Source organism: Pontitalea aquivivens, assembly GCF_046507575.1.
GTDB classification, from domain to species: Bacteria; Pseudomonadota; Alphaproteobacteria; order Rhodobacterales; family Rhodobacteraceae; genus Pontitalea; species Pontitalea aquivivens.
In genome coordinates, this window is sequence record NZ_JBKFEY010000022.1 from 1 (window position 1) to 18,240 (window position 18,240).

Consider the following 18,240-nt stretch of genomic DNA (forward strand, 5'->3'; position numbering starts at 1 on the left):
TCGTATTGTTCGCGGTGCAGCAGTGGCCCTGCTGACCAGTGGCTTCGTTACTGGCGCTGCGATGGCGCAAGACGTGACCCACAAGGTCGGTTCGACGCCCTCGGGCGTTCCCTTCACCTTCCTGGATGTGAAGACCAACCAGATCGATGGGGTGATGGTCGACATCATCCGGGCGATTGGCGAAGATCAGGGTTTCAAGCCGGAAGTCGAAGCGACGCAATGGAGCGCGTTGATTCCCTCGTTGACCAGCGGAAAGATCGACATCATTGCCGCCGCCATGTATGCGACCGAGGAACGCGCCAAGGTCGTAACGTTCACTGACACCGTTTACACCTATGGCGAGGGCCTTTTCGTCAAGAGCGACGATGCCGGCAGCTACAAGAGCCTGGATGATCTTGCGGGCAAGACCGCCGGTGTTCAGGTCGGAACCGCTTATGTCGAACCGCTCAAGGCCAGTGGGAAATTTGCGGATGTGAAGGTCTATGACACCATTGCCGATATCATGCGCGATGTGGCGCTTGGGCGGATTGATGTCGGTTTCGGGGACCGGCCAATCGTGGCCTATCAGCTGTCCCAGAGCGCGTCCGACGTGCGCCTTGTTCCGGAATACGAAAGCCAGGTGACGGGCAACGTTGCGATCGCAGTTCGTCAGGATGACACGGATCTTCTTGCCAGGATCAACGCAGGCCTTGCCAACATCAAGGCCTCGGGGACGCTTGACGAAATCATCGCGAAATGGGGTATCAACTGACCCCGCATCGGGGCGGCGCAGCTTTGCGCTGCCCCTTTCGGCATGAACTATTTCCGCAGGAGGTTGAATGACGGGGTTTTTCGCTAAGGCGGGTGATTATCTGCCGATCCTGATGGATGGTGTGTTCCTGACGCTGATCGTCACGTTCTTCTCGGTCATCCTCAGCACGGTTCTGGGTTTCGTCTGGGCCATCATGATGTGGTCACGGATCCCGGTTCTGGCGGGCATCAGTCGGACGTTCATCACAGTCATTCGCGGTATCCCGATCATCGTGCAGCTGTTCTACATCTACTTCGTCATGCCTGAAGTCGGGCTCAATCTCACCGCCGTGCAGGCCGGGATCATCGGGCTGGGCATCGCCTATTCTGCGTATCAGGCAGAGAATTTCCGCGCAGGGATTGAGGCGATCGACCGCGGGCAGATTGAAGCCGCCCATTCGATCGGCATGACCGATAGCCTGGTGATGCGACGGGTCATCATGCCACAGGCCGTCCGGATCGTCCTGCCGCCGTTCGGCAACACGATCATCATGATGCTGAAGGATTCCTCGCTCGTCTCGACCATCACGGTTGCGGAACTGACCCGACAGGGCCAGCTCATCGCGGCCTCGACGTTCGACAACATGACCGTCTTCACCCTGGTTGCATTCATCTACCTTGCCCTGAGCCTTCCGCTCACCTTCCTGACCCGGCATCTTGAACGGAGGTATTCCCAGTCATGATTTCAGTTCAGGACATCTACAAATCCTTCGGATCGCTCGAGGTGATCAAAGGGGTCAGCTTCGACGTTGCCAAGGGTGAGGTCGTCTGCATCATCGGACCGTCAGGATCGGGGAAATCCACCATTCTGCGCTGCATCAATGGCCTCGAGACGTATAACCGTGGCGCGATCACGATCGAGGGGGCAAAAGTCGACCCCGAGGATCGTTCGATCGTCGACATCCGAACGCAGGTCTCGATGGTTTTCCAGCGCTTCAATCTGTTCCCGCATCGAACCGCGCTGGAAAACGTCATGGAAGGCCCGGTTTTCGTCAAGGGCGTGAAGCGTTCCGAAGCGCGCGATCAAGCGGCAGAGCTGTTGGAAAAGGTCGGCCTGGCGGGCAAGTTCGATACGCGCCCGGGTCAGCTGTCGGGCGGACAGCAACAGCGCGTTGCCATCGCGCGCGCGCTGGCGATGCGGCCGAAAGCCATTTTGTTCGATGAACCGACCTCGGCCCTGGACCCCGAACTTGTAGGTGAGGTTCTCTCTGTCATGCGCGATGTCGCCTCGGAAGGCATGACGATGGTTGTCGTGACCCATGAAATGGGCTTCGCCAAGGCCGTGGCCGATCGGGTCTTGTTCCTGGAATCCGGGACAATCGTCGAACAGGGATCCCCTGATGAGGTGTTGCGCAATCCGCAGCATCCGCGCACGCAGGACTTTCTGCATCGGGTGATCCATCCAATGGATTGATGTCCAGGTGCAAGAAGCGGCCGGGGCCTGCCGGCCTCGTCATGCTGTCAGGACGAATTTTACCGGGTCGCTCAGCGGCCCGAAGTTTCCCGCCGGTCCGATGATCGTGCCGACATCTGGCCCCGGATTGCACAGTGCCGCAAGCGCACCGCCGCACGTCCGCCAAAGGCGCCAATGCTGTCGGCCCGGGCCATCCTTTGGCCGCTTGTGCCGATCGTCATGAACCAGCATAGATTGTGCCGGGCGACAATGAACATGGGTCCAGCCTGCGGCAGGCGCTGGCCGGTGCGCGGTGCGCGCTTGCCGCGAACGGCGCGCTCATGCACCCCGAACTGCCCGCCGGACAGGAGACCGACATGGCCGCGATCATCTTTGACCTCGATGGAACGCTTGTGGACAGCGTGCCCGACATTCACGCCGCGGTGAACCGGATGCTGGCGGACCATGGCGATGCCCCGATGGGCGTCGCGCAGGTGCGCAGCTTCATCGGCAACGGGGTTCCGGCCCTGATCGGCAAGGTGATGGCCGCACGGGGCGAGAACCCCGGCGATGCCGCGCGCCATGCCGGACGCGAAGCCTGTTTCATGCGCCACTACCTGGCCGCCCCGACCGAACTGGGCGCCCTGTTCCCCGGTGTTGTCGCCGCGCTGGATGCGCTGGCCGCGGCAGGGCACCGGCTGGGGGTCTGCACGAACAAGCCGGTGGAACCTGCCCGCGCCATCCTGCGCGATCTTGACCTTGCCGATCGTCTGCCGGTCGTGATCGGGGGCGACAGCCTGCCCGTGCGCAAGCCCGAACCGGCCCCCCTTCTGGCCGCCGCCGAGGCGCTGGGCGGCACGCCGGTCATCTATGTGGGGGACAGCGAGGTCGACGCCGAAACCGCGCAGCGGGCTGGCCTGCCGTTTTTGCTGTTTTCCGGCGGCTATCGCAGGATGCCTGTCGCAGAGCTTCCGAATGACGGGGTGTTCGACGCGTTCCCGGACCTGCCCGGTCTGGTTGCAAGGTTTCGTTGAAGCCCTGCGGTGGCCCGGCCCCGGTTCACCGGAACCCGGGGGACAGCCGGGATCTTTCAGCCGGGCCACCATGCGCGGAGGGGCGGGAAATACGTTCGGCCGCGATGGGGTATCGCGGCCGTTCGGTCGGATCGGGGACGCGCGGCGGGCGGGGCCGGCCGCGCGCGGGGATCATTCGGTCGGCGGGGCCAGCTTGGGCGTGCCCTGGCCGTTCGACAGCGGGTCATCCTGACGCTGGACCGAGCCTTCGAAATGCGCGCCGGATTCGATCGCAATGGTCTTGTGGATGATGTCGCCTTCAACCCGCGCGGTCGAGGTCAGGCGCACCTTCAGCCCGCGCACGCGGCCCACCACGCGCCCGTTGACAACCACGTCATCGGCCACGATCTCGCCCTTGATGGTGGCGCTTTCGCCGACCGTCAGCAGATGGGCGCGGATGTCGCCTTCGACGACGCCTTCCACCTGGATGTCGCCAGTGGTCTTGATGTTGCCCACCACCGTCAGATCCGACGACAGCACCGAAGCCGCAGGCTTGGCGCGCGCCGGTGCCGGCATGAAATCGCCTGCGGGCCGCGAGGGTGCCGCGTCAGGGGATTTGGCCTTTTCGGGTTCTGCCGCGGCTTTCGGGCCGGGATCGTGAATCTTGCTTTTAGAAAACATCTTTCGCCGCCTTGATGAAGGTCATCGGATTGACGGGCTTGCCGCCGACCCGGATTTCATAGTGCAGATGCGGCCCGGTGGACCGCCCGGTATTGCCCATATCACCGATCCGTTCCCCGCGCGAGACCTTTTGGCCGGTCTTCACATGCATTTTGGACAGGTGGCCATAGACGGTCTGGACGCCGAAATCATGTTCGATCCGGATCATGTTGCCATAGCCCGATTCCCAGCCTGCCTTGATCACGTGGCCATCGGCGGGGGCCACGATCGCGGTGCCGACGGGGGCTGCGAAATCCACGCCCGCATGCAGCCGGCCCCAGCGATAGCCATAGGGCGAGGTGAAGCGATGGCTTGCCCGCACGGGCATCGCAAAGGGCAGCTGGTCGGCCGCGATGCGATACATGTTCATTTCATCCAGGCGGCGCAGGATGTCCGCGGCGCGTTCTTCCTCGGGGGTCAGCCGGCCCTTGGACGAAAAGGCCACCGGCATCAGCGGCCCGCCCTTGCCCGAATAGCCGCGCCGGACCTGCGACAGGATCTGGTCGGGGTTCATGCCGGCGGCCTTGAACATCTTGTCCAGCGGTGCCATCGAGACGCTGACCGCGCCTTCCAGCGTGGTGAAGATTTCGTCGTTGCGTTCTTCCAGCAGGCGCTTTTCCAGGGCGATCTGATCGGCCTCGATGCGCGCGGTTTCGGCATCGCGGGCCAGCGCGTCGCGTTCGGCCGCGGTCTGGCCAAGCGCCACCGACAGCACATCCAGCGTCTGCGCCAGATCTTCGGATTGCGCGACCGCCCGGGCGGGGCCGTCCGCATCGCCCGCGGCAGCCGTGGCCAGTTCCGCCCGCGCGGCATCGCGTTCGGTCATGGTGCGGCGCAGGGTGGTCTGGATCACCTTGATCCCGGTTTCCAGCTCGCGCCGGCGTTCCTCGCTGTCCAGCAGCGCCGATTGCATGGCCGAGACCTGTTCCAGCGCGGTCTGGAACCGGCCCTGGGCGGCCAGCGCCTCGGCGGCGCGGGCATCGCGTTCGCGCGACAGGCTGTCCAGCCGGCGTTCGAAGGCGGTCTGCGCCAGCACCGCCTGTTCGCGCGCGGTGCCCGAACTGATCCCGTCGATGAACAGCAGCGAGGTGGCGATCACCGCCCAGCCAAAGACCACCCCCGTCACCCCCAGCGCCGTCGCCTGTGTCAGCGGCCGCAGCCGCACGAAGCGCGTTGCGGTGTCCGATTTCAGAAACAGCCGCTGTTCGGGCAGCCAGCGTTCCAGTGAACTGTTCAGTCGGTCGATGATGCGTCTGGGCAAACCCTGCGTCCTGTCCTGTCTTTAAACTGGTCCCTCCGCCGGATCGCCGGCGCCCCTTGCCGCCTGCTGCGGTCTGTCGGTTGTTGGCAGGGGCTTAGCAAGCGGCCGGACCGTCGCGCAACCGATTTTGCCCGCCCCGGGGGTCAAAGGGACGGGCAGGGCGCGCATTTGGCGGTTTCCCGCCGATCCCCGCGGGGGCGGGGAACCGGGCCTAGCGGGGCAGCGCGCGCACCGCGGCCAGCACCTCTTCGGCATGGCCCTTGACCTTGACCCTGGGCCAGACCTGCGCCACCCGGCCGGTGCCGTCGATCAGCACGGTGGACCGTTCGATCCCCATGTAGGTCTTGCCATACATGTTTTTTTCCACCCAGGCGCCATAGCGTTCGCAGGTGTCGGACGCCTCATCGGACACCAGGATCACGCCCAGCCCGTGCTTGGCGCAGAATTTTTCGTGCCTGGCCGGGCTGTCCTTGGACAGGCCCACCACCACCGCGCCCGCGGCGGCGAAATCGGTGGCCAGGCGGGTAAAGTCCAGCGCCTCGGTGGTGCAGCCGGGGGTGTCGTCCCTGGGATAGAAATACAGCACCACCGGCGCCGGGCGCAGCGCCGACAGCGTCAGCGTGTCGGTGGCGCCGCCATTGGCGGTGCGGGGCAGGGTAAAGTCAGGCGCGGTTTCGCCGATGCCGATCATGTCATCCTCCTGTCACGGGGTTCGGGATTTACGTTCTATGGCGTTGCGCGCAAATATAAAGGCGAAGTTGCGGCCCGGTCGCGCGGCCCCGGTGGGGCGTGGCGGCGCGGGGCCGCCCGGATTGGCCCGTTCGAGGTGGAATGACACAACCAGACGCCGCGCATCGGACCGAGGGGGCCGACCGTCCCGGGGCTGTGCCCGACGCACCCGCCCGCGGACCCGGACCCGCCCGCGGACCCGCAGGCGCGGGTGCTGCGGGTGCGCCGCGCCCGCGCGGGCGGGTCGGCATCTGGCTGTTGCTCAGCCTGCCGCTGATCGTGGCGGCGATGGCCTTTGCGGTGATGGCGCTGACCCATCGCCCGCTGCCCGCGCCCGACTGGCTGATCACCCGGCTGGAGGCGCGCGCCAATGCCGCGCTGGCGGGGCGGTTGTCGCTGCGGCTGGCCGAGGGTGCCGATCTGATCATCGATGAGGGATTCGTGCCCCGGCTGCGGTTTCACGGCGTGGTGCTGATGCGCCCCGATGGCCGGCCGCTGGCGGTGTTGCCCGAATTGCGCAGCACGCTGCACGCCCAGCCGCTGCTGCGCGGCAAGATAGCCCCCAAAAGCTTTCGCATCCGCGGTGCCAGCCTGTCGCTGCGCCGGCTGGCCGATGGCACGCTGGATCTGGATCTGGGCGGCGGCGCGATGGCCCTGCCGCGGCCTGAATCGCTGGCCGAACTGTCCGACCTGGTCGAGCGTGTCTTTGCCACGCCCGCGCTGGCCGCGCTGGAACGCATCGAGGTGCAAGAGGTCGCCCTGCGCCTGGATGACCGCCGCCTGGCCCGGGTCTGGCAGGTGTCGCAGGGCCAGATGATGCTGACCCAGACCGATCAGGACATCTCGGTCACGCTGGGGCTGGATGTGGGGGCGCATGACGAAAGCCCGGCGCGCGTGTCGCTGTCGGCCAGCACGCGCAAGGGCAGCGCCGAGGCCAGCTTTGGCGCGGCGGTCACGGGCGTGAAGGCGCGCGACCTGGCGGTGCAATCGCCCGCGCTGGCCTGGCTTGGGGTGCTGGAGGCGCCGATTTCCGGGGCGATCCGGTCGGGGATCGATGCGGCCGGACGGGTGGCGCGGCTGGATGCGATGCTGGAAATCGGTGCGGGCGCGCTGTCGCCGGTGCAGGGCGCGCGGCCCTTGGCCTTTGATGGCGGCAAGGTCTATCTGGGCTATGATCCGGTCAGCCGGCGCGTGACCTTCACCGACCTGTCGGTGCAAAGCCGCGCGCTGCGGCTGCGTGCCACGGGTCATGCCGATCTGAAGGATTTCGCCGCCGGTTTGCCCGGCACGCTTCTGGCGCAGGTGGCGATCAGCGATCTGCAGCTTGACCCCGAGGGGCTGTTCGAACAACCCGCGCGCTTTACCCGGGGCGCGCTGGACCTGCGGCTGCGGCTGCAGCCTTTTGCCATCGATCTGGGCCAGCTGCAGCTGATCGAGGGCGACCGGCAGATTTCGGCCAAGGGGCGCGTGGGTGCCGATGCGGCGGGCTGGCGGGTGGCGCTGGACATGGGGGTGAACCGGATCGGGCAGGCGGATCTGCTGGCGCTTTGGCCGCCGGCGCTTGTGCCGCGCACGCGGGTCTGGGTGGCCGACAATGTCGCCACCGGCCAGCTGCACAACGTGCAGGCCGCGTTGCGCCTGGCCCCGGGGGCCGAACCGCGGCTGGCGCTGGGCTATGAATTCCAGGGGGCCGAGGTGCGGGTGCTGCGCACCCTGCCGCCGGTGCAGGACGGGCGCGGCTTTGCCACGATCCGCGACACCACCCATGCGCTGCTGGTCGAACGGGGCCATGTTATCGCGCCCGCGGGCGGGCGGGTGGATGTGACCGACACGGTGATGACCGTGCCCGACATCCGCATCAAGCCCGCGCCCGCGCGTGTGCGGCTGGTCACCCGTTCCAGCATCCCCGCGGCGCTGTCGCTGCTGGATCAGCCGCCCTTCGAATTCCTGACCAGGGCCGGCCAGCCCACCGACATCGCGCAAGGCATGGCCCATGCGGTGACCGACCTGGATTTCGTGCTCAAGCCCAGGGTTCCACCCGATGAGGTGGGCTATGCCGTCACCGCGCGGCTGACGGATGTGCGATCGGACAAGATCGTCCCCGGCCGGCTGCTGGAGGCCGAAACCCTGTCGCTGCGCGCCGATCGTGCGGGCGGGCTGGTGCTGTCGGGGCGGGGGCGGCTGTCGGGCGTGCCTTTTGACGTCGCCTGGCGCCAGCAGTTCGGGCCCGAACACCGCGGGATTTCTTCGGTCGAGGGGCAGATCGGGATTTCCCCTGCCGCGCTGGACGCCTTTGGCATCGGCCTGCCGAAGGGCGCGTTGACGGGCACCGGGCAGGGGCGGATCGCGCTGGATCTGCGCCGGGGGGAACCCACGCGCTTTCGTCTGCAATCGGACTTGCGCGGGCTGGCGCTGGCGATCCCGCAGATCGGCTGGTCCAAGGGCGCGGCGAGTGCGGGCCAGCTGGACCTGTCGGGTCGGCTGGGCGCGCCGCCCGCGGTCGAGGCGCTGCGCCTTGAGGCGCCGGGCCTTGCCGCCGAGGGCAGCATCAGCCTGCGCGCAGGCGGCGGGCTGGACCTTGCCCGCTTTGGTGCGGTCACCATCGGGCGGTGGTTTTCCGGTGCGGCCGAATTGCGCGGGCAGGGTGCGGGGCAGGCGGCGGATGTCTTTGTCACCTCGGGGCGGGTCGATCTGCGCCGCGCCCCCTTTGGCGCGGGCGGCGGCGGCGGCGGCGACGGCGGTGGGGGCGGCGGTGGGGGCGCGGGCGGTGCGGTCCGGGTGGCGCTGGACCGGCTGACCGTCTCTGACAGCATCGCGCTGACCGGCTTTCGCGGCGATTTCGGCACGCGTGGCGGTTTCCAGGGCCGCTTTGCGGGCCGGGTCAACGGCGCCGCCCCGGTCGAGGGCACGCTGACCCCCGGCCCGGGCGGGCGCGCGGCGGTCAGCCTTAGCGCGCCCGATGCGGGGGCGACGCTGGCCGCGGCGGGGATCTTTGCCCGCGCGGGCGGCGGCAGCCTTGATCTGCGGCTTACGCCGGTGGGTGACCCGGGCAGCTATGACGGGGTGGCGGTGATGCGCGACCTGCGGGTGCGCGATGCCCCGGTGCTGGCCTCGATGCTGTCGGCGGCCTCGGTGATCGGGCTTCTCGAACAGTTGAACGGCGAAGGTATCCTGTTCTCGGATGTCGAGGGCGCCTTCCGCTTGACGCCGCAGGGTGTCACCCTCACAAGGGGCGAGGCCGTCGGCGCCTCGCTTGGGGTGACGATGACGGGCCGATATATTCCGGGGCAGGGCACGGGCGGCGGGCAGATCGACATGGCAGGCGTGGTTTCGCCCTTCTACCTTCTCAATTCCATTGGCCAGATCCTGACCCGCCGGGGCGAGGGGCTGTTCGGCTTCACCTATACGATGGCCGGCCCCACCGTGGCGCCGCGGGTGACGATCAACCCGCTGTCGATCCTGACGCCGGGGATGTTCCGCGAGATTTTTCGCAGGCCGCCGCCGAAGGTCGCGCAATGAAACTGTCGGATTTCGATTTCCACCTGCCCGAGGCGCTGATCGCCACGCGTCCCGCCCGGCCGCGCACCGCCGCGCGGCTGCTGCTGGCCGAAGGCGACCGGATCAGCGATCTGCATGTGGCCGATCTGGTCGATGTCTTCCGCCCCGGCGACCGGCTGGTTCTGAACAACACCAGGGTGATCCCCGCGCGGCTGACGGGCACGCGCATGCGCGCCACGCCCCAGGGCGCGGCGGTGGCGAAGATTGAGGTGACGCTGCTGGAACCCGCCCCGGGGGGCGAATGGATGGCCCTGGCCAAGCCGCTGCGCAAGCTGCGCGCGGGTGAGGTGGTCCGCTTTTCCGATACGCTGTCGGCCACGGTGCAATCGATTGGCGATGCGCAATTGCGGCTGGCCTTCAACCTGACGGGCGATGATTTCGACGCGGCCCTGGCCCAGGCCGGCGCGATGCCGCTGCCGCCCTATATCGCCGCGCTGCGCCCGCCGGATGAGGCCGACAAGGACGATTACCAGACCGTCTTCGCCCGCCATTCCGGCGCGGTGGCCGCCCCCACCGCCAGCCTGCATTTCACCGCCGAACTGCTGGCGGCGCTGGCCGCCAGGGGCGTCGGGTTCACCGAGGTCACGTTGCATGTCGGCGCGGGCACCTTCCTGCCGGTCAAGGTGGACGATGTGACCACCCATCGCATGCATGCCGAATGGGGCGAGGTCAGCGCCCGCGCAGCCGCCGAGATCAATGCCACGCGCGCGGCCGGCGGGCGGGTGATCCCGGTGGGCACCACCGCGCTGCGGCTGATCGAAAGCGCCGCAACCCCGGGCCGGGTCGCGCCGTTTTCCGGCGCCACCGACATCTTCATCTATCCCGGCTACCGCTTTCAGGTGACCGACGCGCTGATGACCAATTTCCACCTGCCGAAATCGACGCTGCTGATGCTGGTCTCGGCGCTGATGGGCAAGGACCGGATCGACCGGATCTATGCCCATGCGGTGGACAAGGGCTATCGTTTCTTTTCTTATGGCGATGCGTCGCTTCTGATCCCCGAAGGTCGCTGCGGCGCGTGACGGCCCCCCCCGGGGGGGCAGACTGGCCCGGCACTGGATTGTTCGCGAAAGGTTTTTCAGATGCTGTCGGTATTGCGCAGTTCCTGGGCCCTGCTTCTGGGCATCATGCTTCTGATGGTCGGCAACGGCATGCAGGGCACGCTTCTGGGCATCCGCGGCGAGATCGAGGCGATTGGCACATTCGAGATGTCGGTGGTGATGTCGGCCTATTTCGCGGGCTTCCTGCTGGGGTCGCGCACGGTGCCCGACCTGATCCGCAACGTGGGCCATGTGCGCGTCTTCGCAGCCCTGGGCAGCCTGATTTCGGCGGTGCTGATCCTTTATGCCGCCGCCCCGCACTGGATCGCCTGGGCGCTGATGCGGGTGCTGATCGGGTTTTCCTTTTCCGGGGTCTATATCACCGCCGAAAGCTGGCTGAACGCGGCCGCGACCAATGAAAACCGCGGCCAGGCGCTGTCGGCCTATATGATCGTGCAGATGATCGGCATCATCGCGGCGCAGGTGCTGCTGAACACGGCCGATCCGGCGGGATTCCTGCTGTTCGTGATCCCCTCGGTGCTGGTGTCGATCGCCTTCACGCCGATCCTGCTGTCGGCCGCGCCCGCCCCCGCCTTCGCCACCATCCAACGGATGAGCTTTGCGCGCCTGTGGGTGGCCTCGCCGCTGGGCTGCGTCGGCATCTTCCTGTTGGGCGGGATCTTTTCGGCGCTGTTCGGGATGGCGGCGGTCTGGGGCACCCGCGCGGGGCTGTCGGTGCCCGAGATTTCCGCCTTCGTGGCGGCGATCTATGTGGGCGGACTTTTGTGCCAATACCCGATCGGCTGGGTCTCGGACCGGATGGACCGGCGCAAGCTGATCCTGGGGCTGGCGGTGGCAGGGACGGTGGCGATGGCGCTGACCTTCGTGATGAATCCGCCCTTCGTGGTGCTGCTGGTCATGGCCGCGTTGATCGGGGGCATCGCCAACCCGCTTTACGCGCTGCTGCTGGCCTATACCAACGACTTTCTGGACAATGCCGACATGGCGGCGGCCTCGGCGGGGCTGTTGTTCATCAACGGGGTGGGGGCGATCGGCGGGCCGATCGTCACCGGCTGGCTGATGGCGGCGGTCGGGACGAACGGCTTTTTCCTGTATCTGGCGTTGCTTAACGCGGCGCTTGCGGCCTATGCCGGCTGGCGCATGACCCGCCGCCCGTCGTTGCCGGCCGAGGAAACCGGCGCCTTCGCGGTGATCTCGCCCACCGCCACCCTGCTGGCGGTCGAGGCCGCGCTGGAGGCCGCGCAGGACATTTCCCCCCCCGAAGCGCCGCCACAGGATTGATCGCGCGCCCCGCCTCTGTCAGCCTGTGCCAAAAGGGGGGGGCGCCATGGATCACATTACCGACATCCTTCAGTTCTGGGACCGGATCGGCCCCGAGGGCTGGTATCGCGGGGGCGATGCGCTGGACCATGATATCCGCGCGCGCTATGCGGGCCTGTGGGAAGAGGCGCGCGACGGGGGCTTTTCCGGCTGGCTGGCCACCGCACCGGGGGCGCTGGCGCTGATCCTGCTGCTGGACCAGTTTCCGCGCAACATGTTCCGCGATCATGCCGACAGCTTCGCCACCGATGCCCGCGCCCTGGACGTGGCCGATCATGCCATCGCCGCCGGCCACGACCTGGCCACCGACCCGCCGTTGCGCCAGTTCTTCTACCTGCCCTTCATGCATGCCGAGGATGGGGCCGCCCAGGACCGCTGCATCGCCTTGTTTGCCGAACGGATGCCGGGCGACAATCTGCGCCACGCCCGGGCGCATGCCGATGTCATCGCCCGCTTTGGCCGCTTTCCCTGGCGCAACGCGGCGCTGGGCCGGGTGACCGGCGCGACCGAACAGGCCTTTCTGGACGCCGGCGGCTATGGCGCGGCGCTGCAACGGATCGGCCCGGCGGAAGCGGGCCATTGAAGCGTGCGGAAAAATAGTTTAAGGCCAAACTAGTTTTTGATGGGGGAATGACATGGCAGCCGGAAGCTTCGACATGATCGTGATCGGCGCAGGCCCCGGCGGCTATGTCGCCGCCATCCGGGGCGCGCAGCTGGGCCTGAACGTGGCCATCGTCGAGCGCGAACATCTGGGCGGCATCTGCCTGAACTGGGGCTGCATCCCGACCAAGGCGCTTCTGCGTTCGGCCGAGGTGTTCCACCTGATGCACCGCGCCAGGGACTTCGGGCTCAGCGCCGAAAAGATCGGCTTCGACCTGGACGCCGTGGTGGCCCGGTCGCGCGGGGTGGCCAAGCAGCTGTCGGGCGGCATCGGCCATCTGATGAAGAAGAACAAGATCACCGTGGTGATGGGCGAGGCCAGCCTGCCGAAGCAGGGCATGGTCGCGGTCAGGACCGACAAGGGAACCGAAGAGCTGACCGCGAAGGCGATCGTGCTGGCCACCGGCGCGCGCGCGCGCACCCTGCCGGGGCTGGAAGCCGATGGTGATCTGGTCTGGACCTATAAACACGCGCTGCAACCCAAACGCATGCCGAAAAAGCTCCTGGTGATCGGATCGGGCGCGATCGGGATCGAATTCGCCAGCTTCTTCAACACGCTGGGCGCCGATACCACGGTGGTCGAGGTGATGGACCGCGTGCTGCCGGTGGAAGATGCGGAAATCTCGGCCTTCGCGAAAAAGCAGTTCGTGAAGCAGGGAATGAAGATCCTGGAAAAGACCACGGTTAAGAAACTTGACCGCGGAAATGGCAAGGTGACGGCGCATCTTGAAGACGCCAGGGGCACCACCACGGCGGAATTCGACACGGTGATCTCGGCCGTGGGCATCGTCGGCAATGTCGAGGGCCTGGGCCTTGAGGCGCTGGGTGTCCGGATCGACCGCACCCATGTCGTGACCGATGAATACTGCCGCACCGGGGTGGATGGGCTTTACGCCATCGGCGACATCGCCGGCGCCCCCTGGCTTGCACACAAGGCCAGCCATGAAGGGGTGATGGTCGCCGAACTGGTCGCGGGCAAACACCCCCATCCGATCAGGCCCGGTTCGATCGCGGGGTGCACCTATTGCCATCCGCAGGTGGCTTCGGTCGGCCTGACCGAGGCGAAGGCGAAGGAACAGGGCCATGAAATCCGCGTCGGCCGCTTTCCCTTTGTGGGCAACGGCAAGGCCATCGCGCTGGGCGAGCCTGAAGGGCTGATCAAGACCGTGTTCGATGCGAAAACCGGCGAATTGCTGGGCGCGCATATGGTCGGCGCCGAAGTGACCGAGCTGATCCAGGGCTATGTCATCGGCCGCACGCTGGAAACCACCGAGGAAGACCTGATGAACACCGTCTTCCCGCACCCGACGCTCAGCGAAATGATGCACGAATCCGTGCTGGACGCCTACGGCCGCGCGCTGCATTTCTGACAGGGATTTCTGACCGGATCGGGCAGGGGGCGCCGCCCCCTCTGGCCTGCGGCCATTCACCCCCGAGGTATTTGTGGCAAGATGAAAGACACCTGTTCATCTTGCCACAAATACCTCGGGGGGAGTCGCGCAGCGACGGGGGGCAGCGCCCCCCGCCTTGGGCGCTTGATCAGCGCTCGATTGCGCCGCCCGCGGCGTGCCAGTCATGCAGGCCGCCCAGGTTGTAGACCGTCTTGTAGCCCATCTGCGCCAGCATCTGCGCCGCCCCCGCGCTGCGCCCGCCGCTGGCACAATACAGCGCCACCGGCTTGTCCACCGACAGGCCGGGCAGGCATTCCGGGCTGGCGGGGTCGCATTTCATCCGCAGCGCCATCAGCGGCACATGCAGCGCGCCCGCCGCCTTGCCCGAGGCGCGCAGTTCCGCGACCTCACGCACGTCGATCAGGGTCATGTCCCCCGCCGCGACCTGGCGGACGGCCTCTTGCGGGGCGATCCGGTCGGTGCGCGCGAAGGACGGGCGCAGGAAGTTCAGCATGTCGAAACCTTTCATCGGGCTGCTTGCATCGGGCAACTTGCATCGGACTGGGCGCGTGGCTTTGGCGCTGATCTGGCAGATCGCGGGCGGGAATCAAGGGGTGTTCGGGAAATTATATTCACAAAGTGGAATTTGACGAGCGGAATTCGGCGCGCCATCCGGTGGCCCCGGTCGTGTTCATTTTTCGTTCGCATATTTGGGTTGGAGACTCGGGCGCCATGCCCTATCTAGGGCGGGGATCACCGGCGGGGTCACGGGGGCTGCCATGGCAGAGCAGAAGTTCATCGAAGTGCGCGGCGCGCGCGAACATAACCTGAAGGGCGTGGATCTGGACATCCCGCGCGACCAGCTTGTGGTGATCACCGGGCTGTCGGGATCGGGCAAATCCAGCCTGGCGTTTGACACGATCTATGCCGAGGGGCAGCGGCGCTATGTCGAAAGCCTGTCGGCCTATGCGCGCCAGTTCCTCGACATGATGGGCAAGCCCGATGTCGACCATATCTCGGGCCTGTCGCCGGCGATTTCGATCGAGCAGAAGACGACCTCGAAGAACCCGCGGTCCACCGTCGGCACGGTGACCGAGATCTATGACTATCTGCGCCTGCTGTTCGCGCGTGCGGGCACCCCTTACAGCCCCGCCACCGGCCTGCCCATCGAGGCGCAGCAGGTTCAGGACATGGTCGACCGCGTCATGGCCATGCCCGAGGGCACGCGCGCCTATTTGCTGGCCCCCGTCGTGCGCGACCGCAAGGGCGAATACCGCAAGGAATTTCTGGAATGGCGCAAGGCGGGCTTTCAGCGGGTGAAGGTGAACGGCGCTTTTTACGACCTTGAAGAACCGCCCACGCTGGACAAGAAGTTCCGCCACAGCATCGATGTGGTGGTGGACCGGATCGTCGTGCGCGCGGGGCTGGAAACGCGGCTGGCCGACAGTTTCCGCACCGCCCTTGATCTGGCCGACGGGATCGCATTGTTCGAAACCGTCGTCCCCGGGGGCGAGGCGCCCGAGGTCATTACATTCTCGGAAAAATTCGCCTGTCCTGTGTCCGGCTTCACCATCCCCGAGATCGAGCCGCGGCTGTTTTCCTTTAACGCGCCGCTGGGCGCCTGTCCGGTCTGTGACGGGCTGGGGGTCGAGCTGTTCTTTGACGAACGGCTGGTGGTGCCCGATGTGTCGCTGTCGGTGGCGGCGGGGGCGCTGGCGCCCTGGGCCAAGTCGAAAAGCCCCTATTTCACCCAGACGATCGAGGCGCTGGCCAGGCATTACGGTTTCGACAAACGCAAACCCTGGAAGGACTTGCCGGACGACGTTCAGAAACTTTTCCTCTATGGCTCTGGCAAGGACGAGATCAGGTTCCGCTTTGATGAGGGCGGTCGCGTCTATGAGGTCAGCCGCAGTTTCGAAGGCATCATCCCCAATATGGAGCGCCGCTACCGCGAGACCGACAGTGCCTGGTCGCGTGAGGAGATGGAGCGTTATCAGAACAACCGCCCCTGCGGCACCTGTGGCGGCCACCGGCTCAAGCCCGAGGCGCTGGCGGTGAAGATCGGGGGCATGCATATCGGCCAGCTGGTGGAACTGTCGATCCGCGATGCCCATGCGCGGATCGAAGACGTGCCCGGCCAGCTGAGCGCGCAGAAGAATGAAATCGCCCGGCCCATTCTGAAGGAAATCCGCGAACGCCTTGGTTTCCTTGTCAATGTCGGGCTGGATTATCTGACGCTGTCGCGCGCGGCGGGCACGCTTTCGGGCGGTGAAAGCCAGCGTATCCGGCTGGCCAGCCAGATCGGATCGGGGCTGACGGGGGTGCTTTATGTGCTGGATGAACCCTCGATCGGGCTGCATCAGCGCGACAATGACCGCCTGCTGGGCACGCTGAAGAACCTGCGCGATCAGGGCAATTCGGTGCTGGTCGTCGAACATGACGAGGATGCGATCCGCCATGCGGATTATGTGTTCGACATCGGCCCCGGCGCAGGCGTCCATGGCGGGCGCGTGGTCGCGCAGGGCACGCCCGCGGCGATCGCTGCCGATCCGGCCAGCCTGACGGGGCAGTACCTGTCGGGCAAGCGCGCGATTCCCGTGCCGGCGGAACGGCGGGCGGGAAATGGGAAAAAGATAACTGTTGAAAGGGCTTGCGGAAACAACCTAAAGCATGTGACCGTGGATTTTCCGCTGGGCGAATTCGTCTGTGTCACCGGTGTGTCGGGGGGCGGCAAATCCACACTGACCATCGAGACGCTGTTCAAGACCGCCTCGATGCGGCTGAATGGCGCGCGCCAGACGCCCGCGCCCTGCGACACGGTCAGGGGGCTGGAACATCTGGACAAGGTCATCGACATCGACCAGCGCCCGATCGGGCGCACGCCGCGGTCAAACCCCGCGACCTATACCGGCGCCTTCACGCCCATCCGCGACTGGTTCGCCGGTCTGCCCGAGGCGCAGGCGCGCGGCTACAAGCCGGGGCGGTTTTCCTTCAACGTCAAGGGCGGGCGGTGTGAGGCCTGTCAGGGCGATGGCGTCATCAAGATCGAGATGCATTTCCTGCCCGATGTCTATGTCACCTGCGAAACCTGCAAGGGCCAGAGATATAATCGCGAAACGCTGGAAGTAAAGTTCAAGAACAAGAGCATAGCTGACGTTCTTGACATGACGATTGAAGATGCGCAGGCGTTTTTCCAGGCCGTTCCCGCGATCCGCGAAAAAATGGATGCGCTGGTCGAGGTGGGCCTTGGCTATATCAAGGTGGGCCAGCAGGCCACGACCCTTTCCGGCGGCGAGGCGCAGCGCGTCAAGCTGGCCAAGGAGCTAAGCCGCCGCGCCACGGGCCGCACGCTCTATATCCTGGACGAACCCACCACGGGCCTGCATTTCGAGGATGTGAAGAAGCTGCTTGAGGTGCTGCACAGCCTTGTCGATCAGGGCAATACCGTCGTGGTGATTGAACATAATCTGTATGTCATCAAGACCGCCGACTGGATTATCGACATCGGTCCCGAGGGCGGTGACGGCGGCGGTGAGGTGGTGGCCGAGGGCACGCCCGAAACCATCGCGACCATGCCGCGCAGCCATACCGGGCGCTATCTGGCGCCGATGCTCAGGGCGCGGCGGGTGGCGGCGGAATGACCGCCGCCGCCAGGCCGGTATCCTAGTTCAGAACCCGCGACAGCGCGCCCATCAGTTCCAGCACCTCGCCGGTCTTGCGGTTGACGCGATAGAAATCGTCGCCCACCCGGTAATAGGTCGCGTCGCGGTTCAGGCCATAGCGCCAGGGATCGCGGACCAGCACATAGCCGTCGCGGATGCGGTCGCCCTTGCGAAAACCGGACCACCTCCTGGCCTGACCGGGCGGTACGCAGGGCGGGTTCTTCTTGGCCAGCCCCGGCGGGCAGCCTTGCACGCGATGGTCGTGGCGAAACTGGTCCTGATGGTTGAAACGGTGCTTGCCCTTGCCATCGGCCAGCGCCACGGCGGGCGCCAGCGCGATCAGGGCTGCGAGGGTCATGATCTTCATCGGTTGCCTCCGAAAGCTTTCCCCCTCAATGCATCAGGCCCGCCGCCGGTTCCAGTCACCTGGCGGTGAAGCGGCGGAACCTTGCCACCGGCGTCGTCCGGCTTATTTGCGCGGGCAGGTATTCATCCCAAGGATCGAATACAGCGGGCAGGTCGAGAAGATCCCGGTCAGCAGCGGCACGATGCCAATCAGATAGGCCCAGCGATAGGTTGCTTCGGCGTTGAGGAAAAACCCCAGCAGCAGGGCGGCCCCCACGACGATGCGCAGGATGCGGTCGATGCCGCCGACATTGGTCTTGAACATGGCACACTCCATC

At 66.3% G+C, this 18,240-nt stretch carries 16 protein-coding genes; 10 read left to right on the forward strand and 6 right to left on the reverse strand.

Annotated features, from left to right (window positions below):
* The 4 genes from ACK8OU_RS16215 to gph all read left to right on the forward strand — a co-directional run.
* On the forward strand, window positions 1–751 hold a 751-nt coding region (locus ACK8OU_RS16215; RefSeq protein ID WP_410304460.1), incomplete at its 5' end, for an ABC transporter substrate-binding protein.
* Between the two features lie 67 nt (window positions 752–818).
* On the forward strand, window positions 819–1,472 hold the full coding sequence (locus ACK8OU_RS16220; protein WP_410304461.1) for an amino acid ABC transporter permease: 654 nt from the start codon (window positions 819–821) through the stop codon (window positions 1,470–1,472).
* Window positions 1,469–2,203 (forward strand): amino acid ABC transporter ATP-binding protein, encoded by a 735-nt coding sequence (locus ACK8OU_RS16225; RefSeq protein WP_410304462.1) that lies wholly within the window; start codon window positions 1,469–1,471, stop codon window positions 2,201–2,203. Before ACK8OU_RS16220 ends, ACK8OU_RS16225 begins: the two co-directional genes overlap by 4 nt.
* 356 nt (window positions 2,204–2,559) lie before the next feature.
* Window positions 2,560–3,216 (forward strand): phosphoglycolate phosphatase, encoded by a 657-nt coding sequence (gene gph, locus ACK8OU_RS16230; protein ID WP_410304499.1) that lies wholly within the window; start codon window positions 2,560–2,562, stop codon window positions 3,214–3,216.
* A gap of 171 nt (window positions 3,217–3,387) precedes the next feature.
* Here the strand turns inward: gph and ACK8OU_RS16235 are convergent, their stop codons facing one another.
* From ACK8OU_RS16235 to ACK8OU_RS16245, 3 genes are all read right to left on the reverse strand, one after another.
* Window positions 3,388–3,876 (reverse strand): bactofilin family protein, encoded by a 489-nt coding sequence (locus ACK8OU_RS16235; RefSeq protein ID WP_410304463.1) that lies wholly within the window; start codon window positions 3,874–3,876, stop codon window positions 3,388–3,390.
* Window positions 3,866–5,176: a DUF5930 domain-containing protein gene (locus ACK8OU_RS16240; protein WP_410304464.1), complete on the reverse strand. Its 1,311-nt coding sequence runs from the start codon at window positions 5,174–5,176 to the stop codon at window positions 3,866–3,868. The genes ACK8OU_RS16235 and ACK8OU_RS16240 overlap by 11 nt, the downstream gene beginning before the upstream one ends.
* A 211-nt stretch (window positions 5,177–5,387) precedes the next feature.
* A complete protein-coding gene (locus ACK8OU_RS16245; RefSeq protein WP_410304465.1) occupies window positions 5,388–5,867 on the reverse strand; it encodes a peroxiredoxin in 480 nt (159 codons plus the stop codon).
* A 140-nt stretch (window positions 5,868–6,007) separates the two neighbouring features.
* Between ACK8OU_RS16245 and ACK8OU_RS16250 the strand changes: the two genes are divergently transcribed.
* The 5 genes from ACK8OU_RS16250 to lpdA are packed head-to-tail and all read left to right on the forward strand — an operon-like array spanning window position 6,008 to window position 13,874.
* Complete coding sequence (locus ACK8OU_RS16250) at window positions 6,008–9,424, forward strand: hypothetical protein (protein WP_410304466.1); 3,417 nt, start codon at window positions 6,008–6,010, stop codon at window positions 9,422–9,424.
* On the forward strand, window positions 9,421–10,485 hold the full coding sequence (gene queA / locus ACK8OU_RS16255) for a tRNA preQ1(34) S-adenosylmethionine ribosyltransferase-isomerase QueA (protein WP_410304467.1): 1,065 nt from the start codon (window positions 9,421–9,423) through the stop codon (window positions 10,483–10,485). Before ACK8OU_RS16250 ends, queA begins: the two co-directional genes overlap by 4 nt.
* 60 nt (window positions 10,486–10,545) lie before the next feature.
* Window positions 10,546–11,805 carry an MFS transporter gene (locus tag ACK8OU_RS16260; protein ID WP_410304468.1) on the forward strand — a complete coding sequence of 420 codons (1,260 nt, stop codon included), beginning with the start codon at window positions 10,546–10,548 and terminating at the stop codon, window positions 11,803–11,805.
* Between the two features lie 46 nt (window positions 11,806–11,851).
* Complete coding sequence (locus tag ACK8OU_RS16265) at window positions 11,852–12,427, forward strand: DUF924 family protein (protein WP_410304469.1); 576 nt, start codon at window positions 11,852–11,854, stop codon at window positions 12,425–12,427.
* Window positions 12,428–12,479: 52 nt separating this feature from the next.
* Window positions 12,480–13,874 (forward strand): dihydrolipoyl dehydrogenase, encoded by a 1,395-nt coding sequence (gene lpdA / locus ACK8OU_RS16270; RefSeq protein WP_410304470.1) that lies wholly within the window; start codon window positions 12,480–12,482, stop codon window positions 13,872–13,874.
* Window positions 13,875–14,043: 169 nt separating this feature from the next.
* Here lpdA and ACK8OU_RS16275 read toward each other — a convergent pair whose 3' ends face one another.
* Entirely contained in the window at window positions 14,044–14,424 is a 381-nt protein-coding gene (locus ACK8OU_RS16275; RefSeq protein ID WP_410304471.1) for a rhodanese-like domain-containing protein, read from the reverse strand.
* 250 nt (window positions 14,425–14,674) lie between these two features.
* Between ACK8OU_RS16275 and uvrA the strand changes: the two genes are divergently transcribed.
* On the forward strand, window positions 14,675–17,536 hold the full coding sequence (gene uvrA / locus ACK8OU_RS16280; RefSeq protein WP_410304472.1) for an excinuclease ABC subunit UvrA: 2,862 nt from the start codon (window positions 14,675–14,677) through the stop codon (window positions 17,534–17,536).
* 22 nt (window positions 17,537–17,558) lie between these two features.
* Here uvrA and ACK8OU_RS16285 read toward each other — a convergent pair whose 3' ends face one another.
* A complete protein-coding gene (locus tag ACK8OU_RS16285) occupies window positions 17,559–17,924 on the reverse strand; it encodes a hypothetical protein (protein ID WP_410304473.1) in 366 nt (121 codons plus the stop codon).
* Window positions 17,925–18,026: 102 nt separating this feature from the next.
* A complete protein-coding gene (locus ACK8OU_RS16290; RefSeq protein WP_250042733.1) occupies window positions 18,027–18,227 on the reverse strand; it encodes a YgaP family membrane protein in 201 nt (66 codons plus the stop codon).
* Between the last annotated feature and the right edge of the window lie 13 nt (window positions 18,228–18,240).